Source organism: Streptomyces yerevanensis, from assembly GCF_000716805.1.
Lineage (GTDB): Bacteria > Actinomycetota > Actinomycetes > Streptomycetales > Streptomycetaceae > Streptomyces > Streptomyces flaveus.
The window spans coordinates 24,978-40,893 of record NZ_JNWJ01000050.1 but is presented as its reverse complement, the minus strand read 5'-3'; the positions used below and the strand labels follow the sequence as shown (position 1 = coordinate 40,893).

The following is a 15,916-nucleotide window of genomic DNA, read 5'->3' as shown; positions in this document are numbered from 1 at the left end:
TCGGTCGTGGATTGCAAGCCCAAAGAGACGGGTGGCGTGAGGAAATGCTGAAAGAGGTCACCGCGACCCGCTACATCACGCCCCTGCGTGAGGGCGGCTCGCTGCCGGGGCTCGTCGAGGCCGATGACCTCGGAACGTACGTCGTGAAGTTCACCGGCTCCGCGCAGGGCAGGAAGGCGCTGGTCGCCGAGGTGATCGTGGGCGAGCTGGCCCGCGCGCTGGGGCTCAGGTTTCCCGAGCTGGTCCTGGTGCACTTCGACCCGTCGATCGCCGACGGGGAGCCGCATCAGGAGGTGCGGGACCTGCACAGCGCCAGCGCCGGGATCAACCTCGGCATGGACTTCCTGCCGGGCGCGAAGGACTTCACGCCCGAGGTCGCCGAGACATTCCGCGTGGACGCACTGGAGGCGGGCCGGATCGTCTGGCTGGACGCACTGACCGTCAACGTCGACCGCACGGTCCACAGCTCGAACCTCATGATCTGGCCCACGCTCGGCATTGCACCCCCACGCCTGTGGCTCATCGACCACGGCGCCGCCCTCGTCTTCCACCACCGCTGGGACACGACGGAACCGCAGAAGGCGTACGACTTCCGGCACCACGCGCTCGGCCACTACGCCCCGGACGTACGGGCCGCCGACGCCGAGCTGGCGCCCCGCGTGACCGAACAGCTGCTCCGCGAGATCACCGCCGAAGTGCCGGACGCCTGGCTCGCGGACGAGCCGGGCTTCGCCACGCCCGACGAACTGCGCGAGGCCTACGCCGGCTACCTCCACGCGCGCGTGCGGGCATCAGCGGCGTGGCTGCCCACGGATTTCCCCACCCGGGAGGAACTCGCCGCCGAGCAGGCCCTGCGCGCGGCGAAGAGTCAGAGAGGCCGTCCGAAGTGGCTCCAGCAGGTCCCCGACCTGCACGGCAAACCGGCGGCGGAACAGGATTGGTCGGTACACGTCGAATGACAGCCCGCACAACAGCTCACCGCGTGCAGATCGAGTACTGCACCCAGTGCCGCTGGCTCCCCCGAGCCGCCTGGCTCGCCCAGGAACTCCTCACCACCTTCGAGACCGAGCTGACGGAACTCGCCCTCAAGCCCGGTACCGGCGGCGTGTTCGTCGTACGCGTCGACGACGAGGTGGTCTGGGACCGGCGCGAGCAGGGCTTCCCGGAGCCGACGGCCGTCAAGCGCCTCGTACGCGACCGAGTGGCCCCGGGCAGGACCCTGGGCCACTCGGACAAACCGGCGGACTGACTCGACCTTCGAGCTGACTCAGCCGGCGAGCTGCTCGTACGCGGGCAGCGTCAGGAAGTCCACGTACTCCTCGTCCAGCGACACCTTCAGGAGCAGGTCGTGGGCCTGCTGCCAGTTGCCGGCCGCGAAGGCCTCGTCGCCCAACTCGGCGCGGACGGCGGCCAGTTCCTCGGCGGCGATCTTGCGGGCCAGCTCCGGTGTGGCCTTCTCACCGTTCTCGAACTCCACCCCCGCGTTGATCCACTGCCAGATCTGGGAGCGGGAGATCTCGGCGGTGGCCGCATCCTCCATCAGGTTGAAGATCGCGACCGCGCCGAGGCCGCGCAGCCAGGCCTCGATGTAGCGGATGCCGACCTGGACCGCGTTGACCAGGCCCGCGTACGTCGGCTTGGCTTCGAGCGAGTCGACGGCGATCAGGTCGGCGGCCTTGACGTCCACGTCCTCGCGCAGCCGGTCCTTCTGGTTCGGCTTTTCGCCGAGCACCGCGTCGAAGGAGGCCATCGCGATCGGCACCAGGTCCGGGTGCGCCACCCAGGAACCGTCGAAGCCGTCCCTCGCCTCACGATCCTTGTCGGCCTTGACCTTCTCGAAGGCGACCTTGTTGACCTCCTCGTCGCGCCGCGAGGGGATGAACGCCGCCATGCCGCCGATCGCGTGCGCCCCGCGCTTGTGGCAGGTGCGCACGAGGAGTTCGGTGTACGCGCGCATGAACGGGGCCGTCATCGTCACCGCGTTGCGGTCCGGCAGGACGAACTTCGGCCCGCCGTCACGGAAGTTCTTGACGATGGAGAAGAGGTAGTCCCAGCGGCCCGCGTTCAGCCCCGAGGCGTGGTCGCGGAGTTCGTACAGGATCTCCTCCATCTCGTACGCCGCCGTGATCGTCTCGATGAGGACGGTGGCGCGGATGGTGCCCTGCGGGATGCCGACGTAGTCCTGTGCGAAGACGAAGACGTCGTTCCAGAGGCGGGCCTCCAGGTACGACTCCGTCTTGGGGAGGTAGAAGTACGGGCCCTTGCCGAGGTCGAGCAGGCGCTGCGCGTTGTGGAAGAAGTACAGCCCGAAGTCGACGAGCGCGCCCGGGACCGGGGTGCCCGAATCGTCCACCAGGTGGCGCTCGTCGAGGTGCCAGCCGCGCGGGCGCATCACGACCGTCGCCAGCTCCTCGGCCGGCTTCAGGGCGTACGACTTGCCCTCGGGAGAGGTGAAGTCGATACGGCGCTCGTACGCGTCGGTGAGGTTGAGCTGGCCGAGGACCACGTTCTCCCAGGTGGGCGCCGAGGCGTCCTCGAAGTCCGCGAGCCAGACCTTGGCGCCCGAGTTGAGGGCGTTGATGGTCATCTTGCGGTCGGTGGGTCCGGTGATCTCGACGCGACGGTCGTTCAGGGCCTCTGGTGCCGGGCCCACCTTCCAGGAGTCGTCGGCGCGGATCGCGGCGGTCTCGGGGAGGAAGTCGAGCGTGGAGGTACGGGCGATCTCGGCGCGGCGCTCGGCACGACGGGCGAGGAGCTCGTTGCGCCGGGGCGTGAACTGCCGGTGCAGCTCGGCCAAGAAGGCGAGCGCCGCGTCCGTGAGGACCTCACCCTGCCGGGGCAGGGGCTCGGCGTCGACGATGGCCAGCGGGGACGGCGCTGGTGCGGACATGAGCTGTCACTTCCTTCAGCGAGCTGACTTCAGTACACGGCAGCACTGGGTGCTAGTGGATACTAATTTCCTCATGGTGGAAGTTCAATGTTTTGTTGATGTCAGGATTCTCATGAGTCACAAGATTCTCTGAGTCACTCGAGGTGGATCAGATCGCTTTCCGTGTCGATGTCGTAGGCCTGCGCTACATCACCGCACTCGACGAGCGTGATCGCGTCGTCGTGCGCCTTCAGGTAGGCGCGTGCCCCACGATCCCCGACCGCAGTCGCGACGATGCCGAGCCAGTGGTCGGCGCCGAACAGCACGGGATGCCCGCGTACGCCGTCGTACGCGGCTGCCGCGAGCGATGCCCCGGAGTCGTACGCGGCGAGCACACGGGCCACCGCCTCCGGCCCGATGCCGGGCTGGTCGACCAGCGACACCACGGCGGCCCGCGCCCCCGTACCGGCCAGCGAGTCGAGCCCGGCCCGCAGGGAGGTGCCCATGCCTTCCTCCCACCGGTCGTTGTCGACGAGGACACAGCCCGGCAGTACGGCCCTGGAACGTACGAGGTCCGCCCGCGCCCCCAGGACCACATGCACCCGGGCGCAGCCGCCCGCAAGCAGCACCCCCGCCGCGTACTCGACGAGGGGGCGCCCCCGGTGCTCGAGCAGCGCCTTGGGCCGCCCGCCGAGCCGCCGGCCCCCGCCCGCCGCGAGCAGCAGCCCCGTCACCTGGTCCCGTTTCGCTGTCATGTCTCCTGCATACCTGACGCCGGGGCGAGTTCATGGTTTCCATGGACTGAATTTCGGCTCTCGGAGTGGCGCCCACCGCTCCGGGTGGCGTTTACTGGCCCGCGGCCCCCGGTGCCTGACCAACGCCACGGGGCGCCCGACAGAGGCAGTACGTCCGGCGCACGAAGGAGTGCGAGGGGGGAGAGCTGTGTTGCGGAGCTTGGGGCAGAGGCGGCCAGTGACCGGCAGCGACGAGGATCCAAGGGTGGCGGAGCTCAGGACCGCGGTGTCCAGGCTGCGCCGCGAACTCGCTGCGCATCCGGCCGAGTTCCCGGATCGCGGGATCGCGGAGGACGAACTCGCCGCGCTTGCCGCGATGACGGTCAGCGGTATCCCGGAGGTACCGCGGCTGCGCCGCTCGCTGCTGCTGATCGCCGGCTCCATCGGGTCGGTGAGTGCGCTGGCGCCGCGTCTGCAGGAAGTGCGTAGCGCGGTGGAGCTGTTCGGGGAGCCCCGCCGCTGAGCGCCGCTGCCTCCGGCGGTTGGGTTCGTTGTCGGGTGCGGGCCCGTCGTGGCTGGTCGCGCAGTTCCCCGCGCCCCTTAGGTGGGTGGGGGTCCGGGGTCGTGGGCCGGTGCGTCAGCCCGTCGCAGGGCGGGCATACGGCCCTGGCCTGGTACAGGGTGCGAGTTCTCCGAGACCGGAGCTACGCGACGGGCATACGACGCACCGGCCCACGCCCCCTCCCGCCGGAGAGCAAGTACGGGGTTCATTGGGGTGCGGGCTCCCCCGGGGCCCGGGCTTGTTCGGGGCGCCGGGGTCTTCGGGACGCGGGGAGCCGCAGGCTTTTGCTTTTAGGGGCGCGGGGAACCGCGCGACCAGCCACGACGCACCCGCAGCCGCGACACGACTGTCACCCACCACCCCCTGGCGGGGCCCTGGGGCGCAGCCCCCCACGCGGCGGAGCCGCACATTGATACAGCTCGCGCCCCTTACGGGGCGCTTGGCCCCGAGCTTGCCAGCGCCTCCGACAGTTCCACCGCGATCTGCTGCAGCACCGGCACGGTCTTCTCCGTCATCGTCTCCGTGACGCGGCCGGCCGGGCCTGAGATCGAAATCGCCGCCGCGGTGGGGGAGTTGGGCACGGAGACGGCGAGGCAGCGGACGCCGATCTCCTGCTCGTTGTCGTCCACCGCGTACCCGGAGCGGCGGACCTCTTCGAGTGCGGTGAGGAATGCGTCCGGCGAGGTGATCGTCTTCTCTGTGGCGGCCGGCATGCCTGTGCGGGACAGCAGTGCGCGTACCTCGTTCGCCGGGAGGTGTGCGAGCAGTGCCTTGCCGACGCCGGTGGAGTGCGGCAGCACGCGGCGGCCGACCTCGGTGAACATCCGCATCGAGTGCTTGGACGGGACCTGGGCGACGTACACGATCTCGTCGCCGTCGAGCAGCGCCATGTTCGCCGTCTCGCCGGTCTCCTCGACCAGGCGGGCCAGGTAGGGCCGGGCCCAGGTGCCGAGCAGCCGGGACGCGGACTCGCCGAGGCGGATCAGGCGGGGGCCGAGCGCGTACCGCCGGTTGGTCTGCTGGCGTACGTAACCGCAGGCCACCAGCGTGCGCATCAGCCGGTGAATCGTCGGCAGCGGGAGTCCGCTGCTCACGGAGAGCTCGCTGAGGCCGACCTCGCCGCCCGCGTCCGCCATTCTCTCCAGCAGGTCGAAGGCGCGCTCGAGGGACTGGACGCCACCGCTGGATGCGGAAGTCTTCGATGCGGAGGCATCCGCGGGGGCGTCGCTGGCGCTGGACGTCGGCACGGGCGTTCCTTTCAGGTCCGGCAAGAAGGGCAGCCTATCGGCCGGTCGGTTTGTTGACTGACCGGCTACGGATAACTACGTTCTGCTTGATGGAAGCCTAATTCCGCTTTATGGAAGGAGCTAGGCGTAGAGGTGTGCTCTTGACGGGGCAGGGCCTGCGGTGAAGACTCTTCAACATAACGTTGAATTTCGCATTGCGGAAGAGGCGGAAGCAGCGGAAGAGAACGGCAGAGAGGGGTCCGGGTGTCCGACGACGGATGGAGCGAGGGACAGGGCGAAGGGCGGGGCGAACTGGTCCTGCGCTCGACGCGCGTCATCACTCCCGAAGGGACGCGCGCCGCCTCGGTCGCGGTCGCCGCGGGCAGGATCACGGGCGTACTGCCGTACGACGCCGAAGTGCCCCCCGGAGCGCGGCTGGAGGACTTCGGCGACGATGTCCTGCTGCCCGGCCTCGTCGACACCCACGTGCATGTCAACGACCCGGGCCGCACGGAGTGGGAGGGCTTCTGGACCGCCACTCGCGCCGCGGCGGCCGGTGGCATCACGACGCTGATCGACATGCCCCTCAACTCCCTTCCGCCGACCACGACGGTCGACCACCTTCGTACCAAGAAGGACGTCGCCCGGTCCAAGGCGCACATCGACGTCGGCTTCTGGGGCGGCGCCCTGCCCGACAACGTCAAGGACCTGCGACCGCTGCACGACGCCGGTGTCTTCGGCTTCAAGGCGTTCCTCTCGCCCTCCGGAGTCGACGAGTTCCCCGAGCTGGACCAGGAGCAACTCGCCCGTTCGCTGGCCGAGATCGCGGGATTCGACGGCCTGCTGATCGTGCACGCCGAGGACCCGCACCAGCTTGCCGCCGCCCCCCAGAGGAGCGGCGGCAACTACGCCGACTTCCTCGCCTCCAGGCCGCGCGACGCCGAGAACACCGCCATCGCCCAGCTCATCGCGCAGGCAGGGCGCCTCCATGCGCGCGTGCACGTGCTGCACCTCTCGTCCAGCGACGCACTGCCGCTGATCGCCGCCGCCAAGCGGGAGGGCGTACGGCTGACCGTCGAGTCCTGTCCGCACTACCTCACGCTCACGGCCGAGGAAGTCCCGGACGGGGCCAGCGAGTTCAAGTGCTGTCCGCCGATCCGTGAGGCGGCCAACCAGGATGCGCTGTGGCAGGGCCTGATCGACGGCACGATCGACTGCATCGTGTCCGACCACTCACCCTCCACCGCCGACCTCAAGACGGCCGACTTCGCCACCGCCTGGGGCGGCATCTCCTCGCTCCAGCTGGGCCTTTCGGCGATCTGGACGGAGGCACGCAGACGGGGCCGCTCCCTCGAGGACGTCGTCCGCTGGATGTCCGCACGCCCTGCCGAACTGGCCGGACTCTCCCAGAAGGGCGCCATCGAGGCCGGCCGCGACGCCGACTTCGCGGTCCTCGCGCCCGAGGAGACCTTCACCGTCGACCCCGCCGCGTTGCACCACCGCAACCGGGTCACGGCGTACGCGGGCCGGACCCTGCACGGCGTCGTCAAGTCCACCTGGCTGCGCGGCGAACGCATCGTGGCCGACGGCGAGTTCGGCGAGCCCACCGGCCGACTTCTCGAAAGGAACAGCTGATCAACGTGACGGCGACACCTGGCTTCACCGGCGACGCGAGCCCGTACGGAGGCGGCGACCCGTACGCGGACTACCGCACCGCCGACTTCCCTTTCACGCGGTACGCCAACCTCGCCGACCGCCACCTCGGCGCCGGTGTCATCGCCGCCAACGACGAGTTCTTCGCCCAGCGCGAGAACCTGCTGGTGCCCGGGCGCGCCGAGTTCGACCCGGAGCACTTCGGGCACAAGGGCAAGATCATGGACGGCTGGGAGACGCGCCGCCGCCGCGGTGCCTCGGCCGACCATCCGTGGCCGACGGCCGAGGACCACGACTGGGCGCTGGTCCGCCTCGGCGCGCCCGGCGTGATCCGCGGGATCGTCGTCGACACGGCCCACTTCCGCGGCAACTACCCGCAGGCCGTGTCGATCGAGGGCACGGCGGTGGCGGGCTCCCCGTCCCCCGAGGAGCTGCTGGGCGACGACGTGAAGTGGACGACGCTGGTCCCGCGCACCGCTGTGGGCGGCCACGCGGCGAACGGCTTCGAGGTCTCCGTGGAACAGCGCTTCACACACCTCCGCGTCAACCAGCACCCCGACGGCGGCATCGCCCGGCTGCGCGTGTACGGCGAGGTCGTCCCGGACCCGGCATGGCTCGCGGTCCTGGGCACCTTCGACGTGGTCGCCCTGGAGAACGGCGGCCAGACCGAGAACGCCTCCAACCTCTTCTACTCACCGGCCACCAACACCATCCAGCCGGGCCGCTCCCGCAAGATGGACGACGGCTGGGAGACCCGCCGCCGCCGCGACCAGGGCAACGACTGGATCAGCTACCGGCTGGTGGCCCAGTCCCAGATCCGCGCGATCGAGATCGACACGGCGTACCTGAAGGGCAACAGCGCGGGTTGGGCGTCGGTGTCGGTCAAGGACGGCGAGAGCGGCGAGTGGACGGAGATCCTCCCGCGCACCCGCCTCCAGCCCGACACCAACCACCGCTTCGTCCTGTCCGCCCCCGCCGTCGGCACGCACGCGCGCGTGGACATCTACCCCGACGGCGGCATCTCCCGCCTGCGTCTGCACGGCTCGCTGACACAGCAGGGCGCGGCGGGGCTGGCGGCGCGACACCAGGAACTGGGCGGCTGAACTCCGCTACCGTGAACACCCCTTTCAGAACAGGGGTGTTCACGGGGAGGCGTGATGGCGGTTCTGCTCTACTACCCGTTGGTGAAGCCACCGACTGAGGTCCTGCACCAGGCACTGCTGTACTGGGACGGGATCGCCTCGGTCGTACCGCGGGAACCTGAGGTCTACGAAGCCGCGGTCTCGGCGGAGCTGAAGGAGCTGCGGGACCGGTCTCTGTACCGGCCGCTCCACATCGACATCGGCTCGCTGGAGCAGCTGTACGCCCCGAGGTACGGGCGCCTCGGCGGCAACCTCGCTGCCGAGGTGCTGCGCCAGGAACTGCGCCGTATGGCAGGCAGCCCTGACCGGCCTTCGCTGCCGTCGCCGCCGGAGGCCTTCATCTACCAGTCGAAGCTCGGTCGCGGGCTGGAGCGGGACCTGCTGCGCCTCGGCCTCGCCGAGCGATACGAGAACGATTGGTGGAGGCTCGCCGTACCGAAGCAGGTCCAGGAACTGATCATCGGCGTGCTGGCGCGCGAACTGGCCCTGAAGGGACCGGTCTCGTACATCCCGTACACCGACCGTCCGGACGCGTACGACCGCTCGCTGCGTGCACCTGCCGAGTATGGCCTGCTCGCGTACGAGACGGAACTCGGCGGGCTTCTCCCGGTCCCCGCCCCCGGCACCCCCACCGCCGACGTGCTCGCCTTCCGCGACCGGTACGCCGACGAGCGCCAGCGCCTGATGCGCGCCCTGCACCGGCTGCTCGGCGATCTGCGGCGCGATTACGAACACCCCGCAGACGTCCTCTCCCAGCTGCGTCGCGAGATCGACCAGTCCGTGGAGGACTACCGCGGGGCCGCGAAGAGCAGCCGTATGGCCTGGGTGGAGCGGTCGGTGATGGTGACCGTCGCCCTGGGAGCGGCCGCCGGGAGCATGGTGCAACCCGGCCTGACCTGGGTCCTGGGCGCGGTCGGCGGCTACGCGCTGAACGTGGCCACCCGCGAGATCCGCCCGTTGGCGAGAACGCGTGACGGCCACGACTTCAGCTACCTGCACCGGGTCAAGGAGACGCTGACATGACGGTCACGCCGCGTGTCCGCCGTCCACCGCGAACTCGGCGCCCGTGACATAGTCGGCGCCCGCCAGGTACGCGACCATCGACGCCACCTCCTCGGACGTGCCGAAACGCCCCAGCGCCGTCATCGCCGCCTGGCCGGGTGCGTACGGGCCGTCCCCCGGGTTCATGTCCGTGTCGATGGGCCCGGGGTGGATGATGTTCGCCGTGATCCCGCGCGCACCCAGCTCCCGCGCGAGCGCCTTCGTCAGCCCGATCAGCGCCGACTTGCTCATGGCGTACAGCGTCCCGCCCGGGCCCGGCACCCGCTGGGTCATGCAGGTACCGATCGTGATGATCCGGCCGCCCTCCGACATCCGCGCGGCGGCTGCCTGGGACGCCAGGAACACCCCGCGCACGTTCACGGCGAGCAGCCGGTCGACATCGCCGACCGAGAGGCTCTCCAGCGGCCCGAGCAGGCCGACGCCCACGTTGTTCACCAGGACGTCCAGCCCGCCCAGCGCCTCCGCCGTACGCGTCACCGCCCCGGCCGCCTCCTGCGCGTCCGCGGAGTCCGCGCGCAGGGCCACCGCCCGCCGCCCGAGCGTCTCGACGGCCCGTACGACGTCCTCGGCCGTGTCCTTGCCGTTCACGTAGGTGACGGCCACGTCCGCGCCCTCCCGGGCCAGCCGCAGTGCCGTCGCCGCGCCGATGCCGCGGCTGCCGCCGGTCACCAGGGCCACCTTGCCGTGCATCGGATTCCGGGAAGCGTCCGTGAGGTCCTGAGAAGCCATGAGCTCTTGAGAAGTCATGGCTTCATCACACCGGCTGGCACATCCCGGTGCTGGCGGCAAACGGACTCCGAGTCCACGGACCACGGACCGATGAGTTGCGGGCGCGATAACGGTCTGAGCTGATGACAGAACACCCTCGACTGAACGACCCGACTGAAAGAACACCACTCCACCTCGAAGGAAGGCACTCATCATGGGCAAGCTCGCCCTCACCACCTTCGTCACCCTCGACGGCGTCTACCAGGCCCCCGGCGGTCCCAACGAGGACACACGCGACGGCTTCGAGCACGGCGGCTGGAGCGTTCCATACGGCGACGAGGACTTCGGACGGTTCATCGACGAGGTCTTCGGCCGGGCGGGCGCGTTCCTGCTCGGGCGTCGTACGTACGAGATCTTCGCCGCGCACTGGCCCAGGGTCACCGACCCGGGCAACCCGGTCGCGGGCAAGCTCAACTCCCTGCCCAAGTACGTCGCCTCGTCGACCCTGACGCAGGCCGACTGGGCCGGTACGACGGTCGTCCGCGGCGACCTCGCCAAGGAGGTCACCGCGATCAAGGAGAACACCGGCGGGGAGCTCCAGGTCCACGGCAGTGGCGCCCTCGCCCAGTCCCTCCTGGCGCTCGATCTGGTCGACACGGTGCACCTGCTGACGTTCCCCGTCGTACTCGGCACGGGGCGCCGTCTCCTCGCCGAGGGCGCCGTACCGACTGCGTTCACCCACGCCGAGGCGCGCGTGACGAGTACGGGTGTCGCCATTCACACGTATGAGCTGGCAGGGCGCCCGCAGTACGGCTCGTACGAGCTGCCGGCGGAGACCGCGTAGAGCCCATGGGCCGGAGGCGCGGCGGGTTAACTCCCGGAAAAATCATGCGACTTGCCGGGCGAAATTGTCGGCCTTGACATTGACATGCCAGCGTCTACGCGCGTCATGCTAGGGGCCATGAGATTCCCCCCACGCACCACTCGCATGGGCGCTCTGGTCGCCCTCACATCCGCCCTCCTCATCGGCGGCGCCGCCACGGTCCCCGCGACCGCGGCGCCGACCGCCGTCGGCAACGTCTGCTACAGCGCACTGCCGTCCCAGGCGCACGACACGCTCGACCTGATCGAGTCGGGCGGGCCCTTCCCCTTCCCCCAGGACGGCACCGTCTTCCAGAACCGCGAAGGCATCCTTCCTGACCAGAACACCGGCTACTACCACGAGTACACGGTGATCACGCCCGGCTCCGACGACCGCGGTGCTCGCCGCATCGTCACGGGTGAAGAGCAACAGGAGGACTACTACACCGCGGACCACTACGAGTCGTTCCGGCTGGTCAACTACAGCTGCTGACCAGCAGCCGTCCCCCATGCGGCTGCTGGTCACCGCTGCCGGTCACCCGGATCTCAGGCTCTCGGCGACCGCGAACAGCGCGAGCGACAGAACCACCAGCGTGACGCTCGCGTAGATCTCGTAGTCGTCGAGGAAGCCGACCCGTTGTACGAGGCCGATGTCCCAGTCGGTGAACTCGTGCACCAGGCCGGCCGCGCCCTGCAAGAAGGCGATCACGCCGAGAAACTCCAGAACCTGCTTCATGGCAGGATCCTCGCCCCGCGGCCCCCCCCCACGCTCATCGGCCGCGGGGCGAGGTATGTCCGACGGAAGTCTGGAGTCCGTGAGGAGGGGTCGCGCCGAAAGTCTTCGGTGGCGCGACTTTGGTCGGTGATCGTGCGCAGAGGGGCGGTGTCGGTGGCCGCTGATGCGTAGATTTGCCGACTGTGAGCGGTAACGAGCGTACGCTGGGGGCGGGATCGGGAGCGGTGGGGACAGGAGCGGCGGGGCTGACACCGGAGCCGGGGGCCGCCCCGATGCCGCTGCCCGGGCGGCGCTGGCTGCCCTCGGCGGTCGCCGTCGAGATCGACCCCGACCGGATGGCGCGTGTCGGGCGGACGGGACGGCCCCGGCGTACCGTGCGGGACTGGGTCGTGGACTTTGCCGCCTTCCTGCTGGCCGTGATCGTCGGCCTGCTCGGCGCTGACACCCTGTCCAAGGCCCCCGACCTCCCGTACGCGCTGGAGGTCGCCGACCAGTGGGTCGGTGCGTTCGCCTGTGCCGCGGTCTGGCTGCGCCGCCGCTGGCCGGTCGGCCTCGCCGTGGCCTTGATCCCCGTCAGCCTCGTCTCGATCACGTCGGGCGGGGCGGACCTGGTCGCGCTGTTCACGCTCGCTGTCCATCGACCCTTCAAGTACGTCGCCTGGGTCGGCGGCGCCACGACCGCGGTGGTCCCACTCCTGTACTGGCTGCGGCCCGACCCCGATCTCGGCTACGGCGGGGCGGTGCTCGTCTCGACGCTGCTCACCGTCGCGGTCATCGGCTGGGGTATGTACGTCCGCTCCCGCCGCCAGCTCCTGCTGAGCCTGCGGGATCGCGCCCGGCGCGCCGAGACGGAGGCCGCGCTCCGTGCCGAGCAGGCGCAGCGGCTGGCTCGGGAGGGGATCGCTCGCGAGATGCACGACGTGCTGGCCCATCGGCTGACGTTGCTGAGCGTGCATGCGGGGGCGTTGGAGTTTCGGCCTGATGCGCCTCGGGAGGAGGTGGCTCGGGCTGCCGGGGTCATTCGGGAGAGTTCGCACGAAGCGTTGCAGGACTTGCGGGAGATCATCGGGGTGTTGCGGGCCGGGCCCGCGGGCGGGGAGCCGGGGGAGCCCGGGCGGCCTCAGCCGACGCTCGGAGCGCTGGAGGCGCTGGTCTCCGAGTCGCGTGAGGCCGGGATGAAGGTGAGCCTCGACAACCGCGTTGCCGATGCCGCCTCGGTGCCCGCCTCCGTCGGGCGTACCGCGTATCGGATCGCCCAGGAGGGGCTGACCAATGCGCGGAAGCACGCGCCCGGGGCGGAGGTGACGGTGTCCGTTTCGGGGGTGGCGGGTTCAGGACTCACCGTGTCCGTACGCAATCCGGCTCCGCCGGGGGAGGTGCCGCTGGTACCCGGGTCCGGGCAGGGGTTGATCGGGTTGACGGAGCGGGCGATGTTGGCGGGGGGTCGGCTTTCGCATGGGCCGGTGGGGGATGGGGGGTTCGAGGTGTCGGCTTGGTTGCCGTGGGGCTCCGGCGGCTAGGCCCGAGCCCAACGCCACCGTAAGAAGCCCCAGTTCATGATTACGTGAGGCTCATGACTCCGATCCGTCTGCTCCTCGTCGACGATGACCCGCTGGTTCGCGCCGGCCTGGCCTTCATGATGGGCGGTGCCGATGATCTCGAGATCGTGGGGGAGGCCGCCGACGGCAGTGAGGTGGAAGAACTCGTCGAGCGGACCCGCCCCGACGTGGTGCTCATGGACATCCGGATGCCGACCGTGGACGGACTCGCCGCCACGGAACGGCTCAGGGAGCGAAAGGACGCGCCGCAGGTCGTCGTGCTGACCACCTTTCACGCCGACGAGCAGGTCCTGAGGGCACTGCGGGCGGGCGCCGCCGGATTCGTACTCAAGGACACGCCACCGGCGGACATCATCGAGGCCGTACGCCGTGTCGCGGCCGGCGACCCCGTTCTCTCCCCCACGGTCACCCGCCAGTTGATGGCGCACGCCGCGGGCGGCAGCGGCCCGGACACCCGGCACGCGACCGCCCGCAGACGCATCGCAGCGCTCAACGACCGCGAACGCGAGGTGGCCGTCGCCGTCGGACAGGGGCACTCGAACGCCGAGATCGCCCGCGAGCTGTTCATGAGCGTCGCCACCGTCAAGACCCACGTGTCCCGCATCCTCGCCAAGCTCGACCTCAACAACCGCGTACAGATCGCCCTGTTGACATACGACGCGGGCCTCCTGGAGGGCGACGGGCACTGAGCGCTGAGAGCGGGCCAGCGCAGCGGACTTGCCGAAGTCCCGTGCGGTACCGCGCCCCTTCAGGGGCGCGGGGCTGTGTCAATTTGCGGCTCCGCCGCGTGGGCGCGACCAGCCCCAGACGGCCCGCAGCTTTCGAGTCGCCTCTCCAGCGGAGCGTTCAGTCCCGGCCGCCCGGGATCTCCGCCACCGACACCAACCGGCGCTCGCGCCGCGAGAGTTCGCACGCCTCGGCGATCCGCAGCGCCTGCAGCGCCTCGCGCCCGTCGCACGGGTTGGCGCGCTCGCCGCGCACGACCTCGACGAAGGCGTGCAGCTCTGCCTCGTACGCGGGCGCGAAGCGCTCCAGGAAGCCGGTCCACGGCTTGGTCGCGGGCGGCGGCCCGGTCGGCTCCGTGGAGGCGATCGGCGTACGGTCGTCCAGGCCGACGCCGACCTGGTCCAGCTCACCGGCCAGTTCCATGCGTACGTCGTATCCGGCGCCGTTCATCCGGGTCGCCGTCGCCGTGGCGAGCGTGCCGTCGTCCAGGGTCAGGACGGCCGCGGCGGTGTCGATGTCGTGCGCCTCGCGGAACATCGCCGGCCCGGCGTCCGAGCCCATCGCGTACACCTCGGTGATCTCATGGCCCGTCACCCAGCGCAGGATGTCGAAGTCGTGCACCAGACAGTCCCGGTACAGGCCGCCCGACAGCGGGAGATACGCGGCCGGGGGCGGCGTCTGGTCGGATGTCATCGCCCGCACGGTGTGCAGCCGCCCGAGGCTGCCCGAGCGCACCACCTCGCGCGCGGCCATGTAGCCCTCGTCGAAACGGCGCTGGAAGCCCATCTGCAGGATCGTTCCGGCCGTCTCGACCTCGGCGAGTGCGTGGAGCGTGCCCGGCAGATCGAGGGCGATGGGCTTCTCGCAGAACACCGGGAGCCCGGCGCGTGCTGCCCGACCGATCAGTTCGGCATGGGCCGACGTGGCCGCGGTGATGACGACGGCGTCCACGCCCCAGGTGAAGATCTCATCGACGCTGGGAGCGGCCGTGGCGCCCAGACGGTCGGCCAGCGCACGGGCCCGGGCGGTGTCCGCGTCGGTGACGATCAGAGAGCCGCCGACCTCACGATGGCGACTGAGAGCCGTCGCATGGAATGTACCGATACGACCCGTTCCGATAAGTCCGATGCGCATGGGACCAAACTGCGGCTGAAACCAGCCCGCTGTCAAGCTTTGTCCTGACAATCGAACTTCACGACTTCCCGTCATCATTCACCAGAGCTACGCTCGCCCCGTGCCCAAAGCAGAAGTGGATCCGACCGTGACGCTCCAGCTCAGCGTCGACCGGAGCAGTCCGGTGCCGTTGTACTTCCAGCTGTCCCAACAGCTCGAGGCGGCGATCGAGCACGGCGCGCTCACGCCCGGCAGCCTCCTCGGCAACGAGATCGAGCTCGCCGCGCGGCTCGGCCTGTCCCGGCCGACGGTTCGCCAGGCCATCCAGTCCCTCGTCGACAAGGGCCTCCTCGTACGCCGCCGCGGCGTCGGCACCCAGGTCGTACACAGCCAGGTCAAGCGCCCGCTGGAGCTGAGCAGCCTGTACGACGACCTGGAGGCGGCAGGACAGCGCCCGGCGACCCGGGTCCTCGTCAACACCGTCGTCCCCGCGTCGGCCGAGATCGCCGCCGCCCTCGCGGTGGCCGAGGGCAGCGACGTACACCGGGTGGAACGGCTGCGCCTGGCTCACGGCGAGCCGATGGCGTACCTCTGCAACTTCCTGCCGCCCGGCCTCCTCGACCTGGACAGCTCCCAGCTGGAGGCCACCGGCCTGTACCGGCTGATGCGCGCCGCCGGAATCACCCTGCACAGCGCCCGCCAGACGGTAGGAGCCCGCGCCGCCACCGTGGTGGAGGCGGACCGCCTGGGCGAACCCGAGGGTGCTCCCCTCCTCACCATGCAACGCACGACGTTCGACGACACGGGGCGGGCGGTGGAGTACGGCACCCACACGTACAGGGCGTCGCGCTACTCGTTCGAGTTCCAACTGCTCGTACGCCCGTGAGTTCCCCTTTTCCCGCGACGGTGCGGGGAGCGCCCCATTAGGGGCGCGGGGAACTGCGCGACCAGCCACAACGCACCCG

Annotated in this window: 17 protein-coding genes; 11 read left to right on the top strand and 6 right to left on the bottom strand. The window is 70.2% G+C overall.

Annotated elements, in window-relative coordinates:
• The first annotated feature begins 44 nt into the window (after positions 1-44).
• Together OP79_RS37145 and OP79_RS37140 are read left to right on the top strand one after the other, a co-directional pair.
• The gene (locus OP79_RS37145; protein ID WP_033326782.1) at positions 45-959 is read left to right on the top strand and encodes a HipA family kinase; all 915 of its coding nucleotides are present in this window, start codon (positions 45-47) and stop codon (positions 957-959) included.
• Positions 956-1,249: an Rdx family protein gene (locus OP79_RS37140; RefSeq protein ID WP_033326780.1), complete on the top strand. Its 294-nt coding sequence runs from the start codon at positions 956-958 to the stop codon at positions 1,247-1,249. The genes OP79_RS37145 and OP79_RS37140 overlap by 4 nt, the downstream gene beginning before the upstream one ends.
• Positions 1,250-1,267: 18 nt before the next feature.
• Here OP79_RS37140 and aceB read toward each other — a convergent pair whose 3' ends face one another.
• Both aceB and OP79_RS37130 read right to left on the bottom strand, forming a co-directional pair.
• Positions 1,268-2,890: a malate synthase A gene (gene aceB / locus OP79_RS37135; protein ID WP_033326778.1), complete on the bottom strand. Its 1,623-nt coding sequence runs from the start codon at positions 2,888-2,890 to the stop codon at positions 1,268-1,270.
• Positions 2,891-3,024: 134 nt separating this feature from the next.
• Complete coding sequence (locus tag OP79_RS37130) at positions 3,025-3,624, bottom strand: nucleotidyltransferase family protein (protein WP_033326776.1); 600 nt, start codon at positions 3,622-3,624, stop codon at positions 3,025-3,027.
• Positions 3,625-3,841: 217 nt separating this feature from the next.
• On the opposite strand from OP79_RS37130, the gene OP79_RS37125 reads away from it, so the two are divergent.
• On the top strand, positions 3,842-4,126 hold the full coding sequence (locus tag OP79_RS37125) for a DUF5955 family protein (protein ID WP_245685582.1): 285 nt from the start codon (positions 3,842-3,844) through the stop codon (positions 4,124-4,126).
• Positions 4,127-4,593: 467 nt separating this feature from the next.
• Here OP79_RS37125 and OP79_RS37120 read toward each other — a convergent pair whose 3' ends face one another.
• A complete protein-coding gene (locus OP79_RS37120; protein WP_033326772.1) occupies positions 4,594-5,412 on the bottom strand; it encodes an IclR family transcriptional regulator in 819 nt (272 codons plus the stop codon).
• 243 nt (positions 5,413-5,655) lie between these two features.
• On the opposite strand from OP79_RS37120, the gene allB reads away from it, so the two are divergent.
• Genes allB through OP79_RS37105 form a run of 3 tightly spaced genes read left to right on the top strand, consistent with a single transcriptional unit; the run spans position 5,656 to position 9,209 of the window.
• On the top strand, positions 5,656-7,026 hold the full coding sequence (gene allB, locus OP79_RS37115) for an allantoinase AllB (protein WP_051745199.1): 1,371 nt from the start codon (positions 5,656-5,658) through the stop codon (positions 7,024-7,026).
• A 5-nt stretch (positions 7,027-7,031) separates the two neighbouring features.
• Entirely contained in the window at positions 7,032-8,147 is a 1,116-nt protein-coding gene (gene alc / locus OP79_RS37110) for an allantoicase (protein ID WP_033326771.1), read from the top strand.
• A 54-nt stretch (positions 8,148-8,201) separates the two neighbouring features.
• A complete protein-coding gene (locus OP79_RS37105; RefSeq protein ID WP_033326769.1) occupies positions 8,202-9,209 on the top strand; it encodes a hypothetical protein in 1,008 nt (335 codons plus the stop codon).
• Between the two features lie 3 nt (positions 9,210-9,212).
• Here OP79_RS37105 and OP79_RS37100 read toward each other — a convergent pair whose 3' ends face one another.
• Complete coding sequence (locus OP79_RS37100; RefSeq protein WP_169786238.1) at positions 9,213-9,938, bottom strand: SDR family oxidoreductase; 726 nt, start codon at positions 9,936-9,938, stop codon at positions 9,213-9,215.
• A gap of 232 nt (positions 9,939-10,170) precedes the next feature.
• Here OP79_RS37100 and OP79_RS37095 point away from each other — a divergent pair, with 232 nt between their 5' ends.
• Together OP79_RS37095 and OP79_RS37090 are read left to right on the top strand one after the other, a co-directional pair.
• Positions 10,171-10,800 (top strand): dihydrofolate reductase family protein, encoded by a 630-nt coding sequence (locus tag OP79_RS37095; RefSeq protein ID WP_033326766.1) that lies wholly within the window; start codon positions 10,171-10,173, stop codon positions 10,798-10,800.
• Positions 10,801-10,917: 117 nt separating this feature from the next.
• Positions 10,918-11,310: a guanyl-specific ribonuclease gene (locus OP79_RS37090; RefSeq protein ID WP_033326764.1), complete on the top strand. Its 393-nt coding sequence runs from the start codon at positions 10,918-10,920 to the stop codon at positions 11,308-11,310.
• A 42-nt stretch (positions 11,311-11,352) separates the two neighbouring features.
• Here the strand turns inward: OP79_RS37090 and OP79_RS37085 are convergent, their stop codons facing one another.
• Positions 11,353-11,553 (bottom strand): hypothetical protein, encoded by a 201-nt coding sequence (locus OP79_RS37085; protein WP_033326762.1) that lies wholly within the window; start codon positions 11,551-11,553, stop codon positions 11,353-11,355.
• 272 nt (positions 11,554-11,825) lie between these two features.
• Between OP79_RS37085 and OP79_RS37080 the strand changes: the two genes are divergently transcribed.
• Together OP79_RS37080 and OP79_RS37075 are read left to right on the top strand one after the other, a co-directional pair.
• Complete coding sequence (locus OP79_RS37080; RefSeq protein WP_033326760.1) at positions 11,826-13,073, top strand: sensor histidine kinase; 1,248 nt, start codon at positions 11,826-11,828, stop codon at positions 13,071-13,073.
• A 53-nt stretch (positions 13,074-13,126) separates the two neighbouring features.
• Positions 13,127-13,801, top strand: coding sequence for a response regulator (locus tag OP79_RS37075; RefSeq protein WP_033326758.1), 675 nt, complete (start codon positions 13,127-13,129; stop codon positions 13,799-13,801).
• Between the two features lie 157 nt (positions 13,802-13,958).
• Here OP79_RS37075 and OP79_RS37070 read toward each other — a convergent pair whose 3' ends face one another.
• Positions 13,959-14,972, bottom strand: coding sequence for a Gfo/Idh/MocA family protein (locus OP79_RS37070; protein WP_033326756.1), 1,014 nt, complete (start codon positions 14,970-14,972; stop codon positions 13,959-13,961).
• A gap of 127 nt (positions 14,973-15,099) precedes the next feature.
• On the opposite strand from OP79_RS37070, the gene OP79_RS37065 reads away from it, so the two are divergent.
• A complete protein-coding gene (locus OP79_RS37065; protein WP_106972571.1) occupies positions 15,100-15,837 on the top strand; it encodes a GntR family transcriptional regulator in 738 nt (245 codons plus the stop codon).
• Positions 15,838-15,916 lie beyond the last annotated feature (79 nt).

Bases quoted from the DNA above. Each gene is read 5' to 3' on its own strand.
- OP79_RS37145 (WP_033326782.1), top strand. From the start codon at position 45: ATGCTGAAAGAGGTCACCGCGACCCGCTACATCACGCCCCTGCGTGAG.
- OP79_RS37140 (WP_033326780.1), top strand. From the start codon at position 956: ATGACAGCCCGCACAACAGCTCACCGCGTGCAGATCGAGTACTGCACC.
- aceB (WP_033326778.1), bottom strand. From the start codon at position 2,890: ATGTCCGCACCAGCGCCGTCCCCGCTGGCCATCGTCGACGCCGAGCCC.
- OP79_RS37130 (WP_033326776.1), bottom strand. From the start codon at position 3,624: ATGACAGCGAAACGGGACCAGGTGACGGGGCTGCTGCTCGCGGCGGGC.
- OP79_RS37105 (WP_033326769.1), top strand. From the start codon at position 8,202: ATGGCGGTTCTGCTCTACTACCCGTTGGTGAAGCCACCGACTGAGGTC.
- OP79_RS37100 (WP_169786238.1), bottom strand. From the start codon at position 9,938: ATGCACGGCAAGGTGGCCCTGGTGACCGGCGGCAGCCGCGGCATCGGC.
- OP79_RS37095 (WP_033326766.1), top strand. From the start codon at position 10,171: ATGGGCAAGCTCGCCCTCACCACCTTCGTCACCCTCGACGGCGTCTAC.
- OP79_RS37090 (WP_033326764.1), top strand. From the start codon at position 10,918: ATGAGATTCCCCCCACGCACCACTCGCATGGGCGCTCTGGTCGCCCTC.
- OP79_RS37085 (WP_033326762.1), bottom strand. From the start codon at position 11,553: ATGAAGCAGGTTCTGGAGTTTCTCGGCGTGATCGCCTTCTTGCAGGGC.
- OP79_RS37080 (WP_033326760.1), top strand. From the start codon at position 11,826: ATGCCGCTGCCCGGGCGGCGCTGGCTGCCCTCGGCGGTCGCCGTCGAG.
- OP79_RS37075 (WP_033326758.1), top strand. From the start codon at position 13,127: ATGACTCCGATCCGTCTGCTCCTCGTCGACGATGACCCGCTGGTTCGC.
- OP79_RS37070 (WP_033326756.1), bottom strand. From the start codon at position 14,972: ATGCGCATCGGACTTATCGGAACGGGTCGTATCGGTACATTCCATGCG.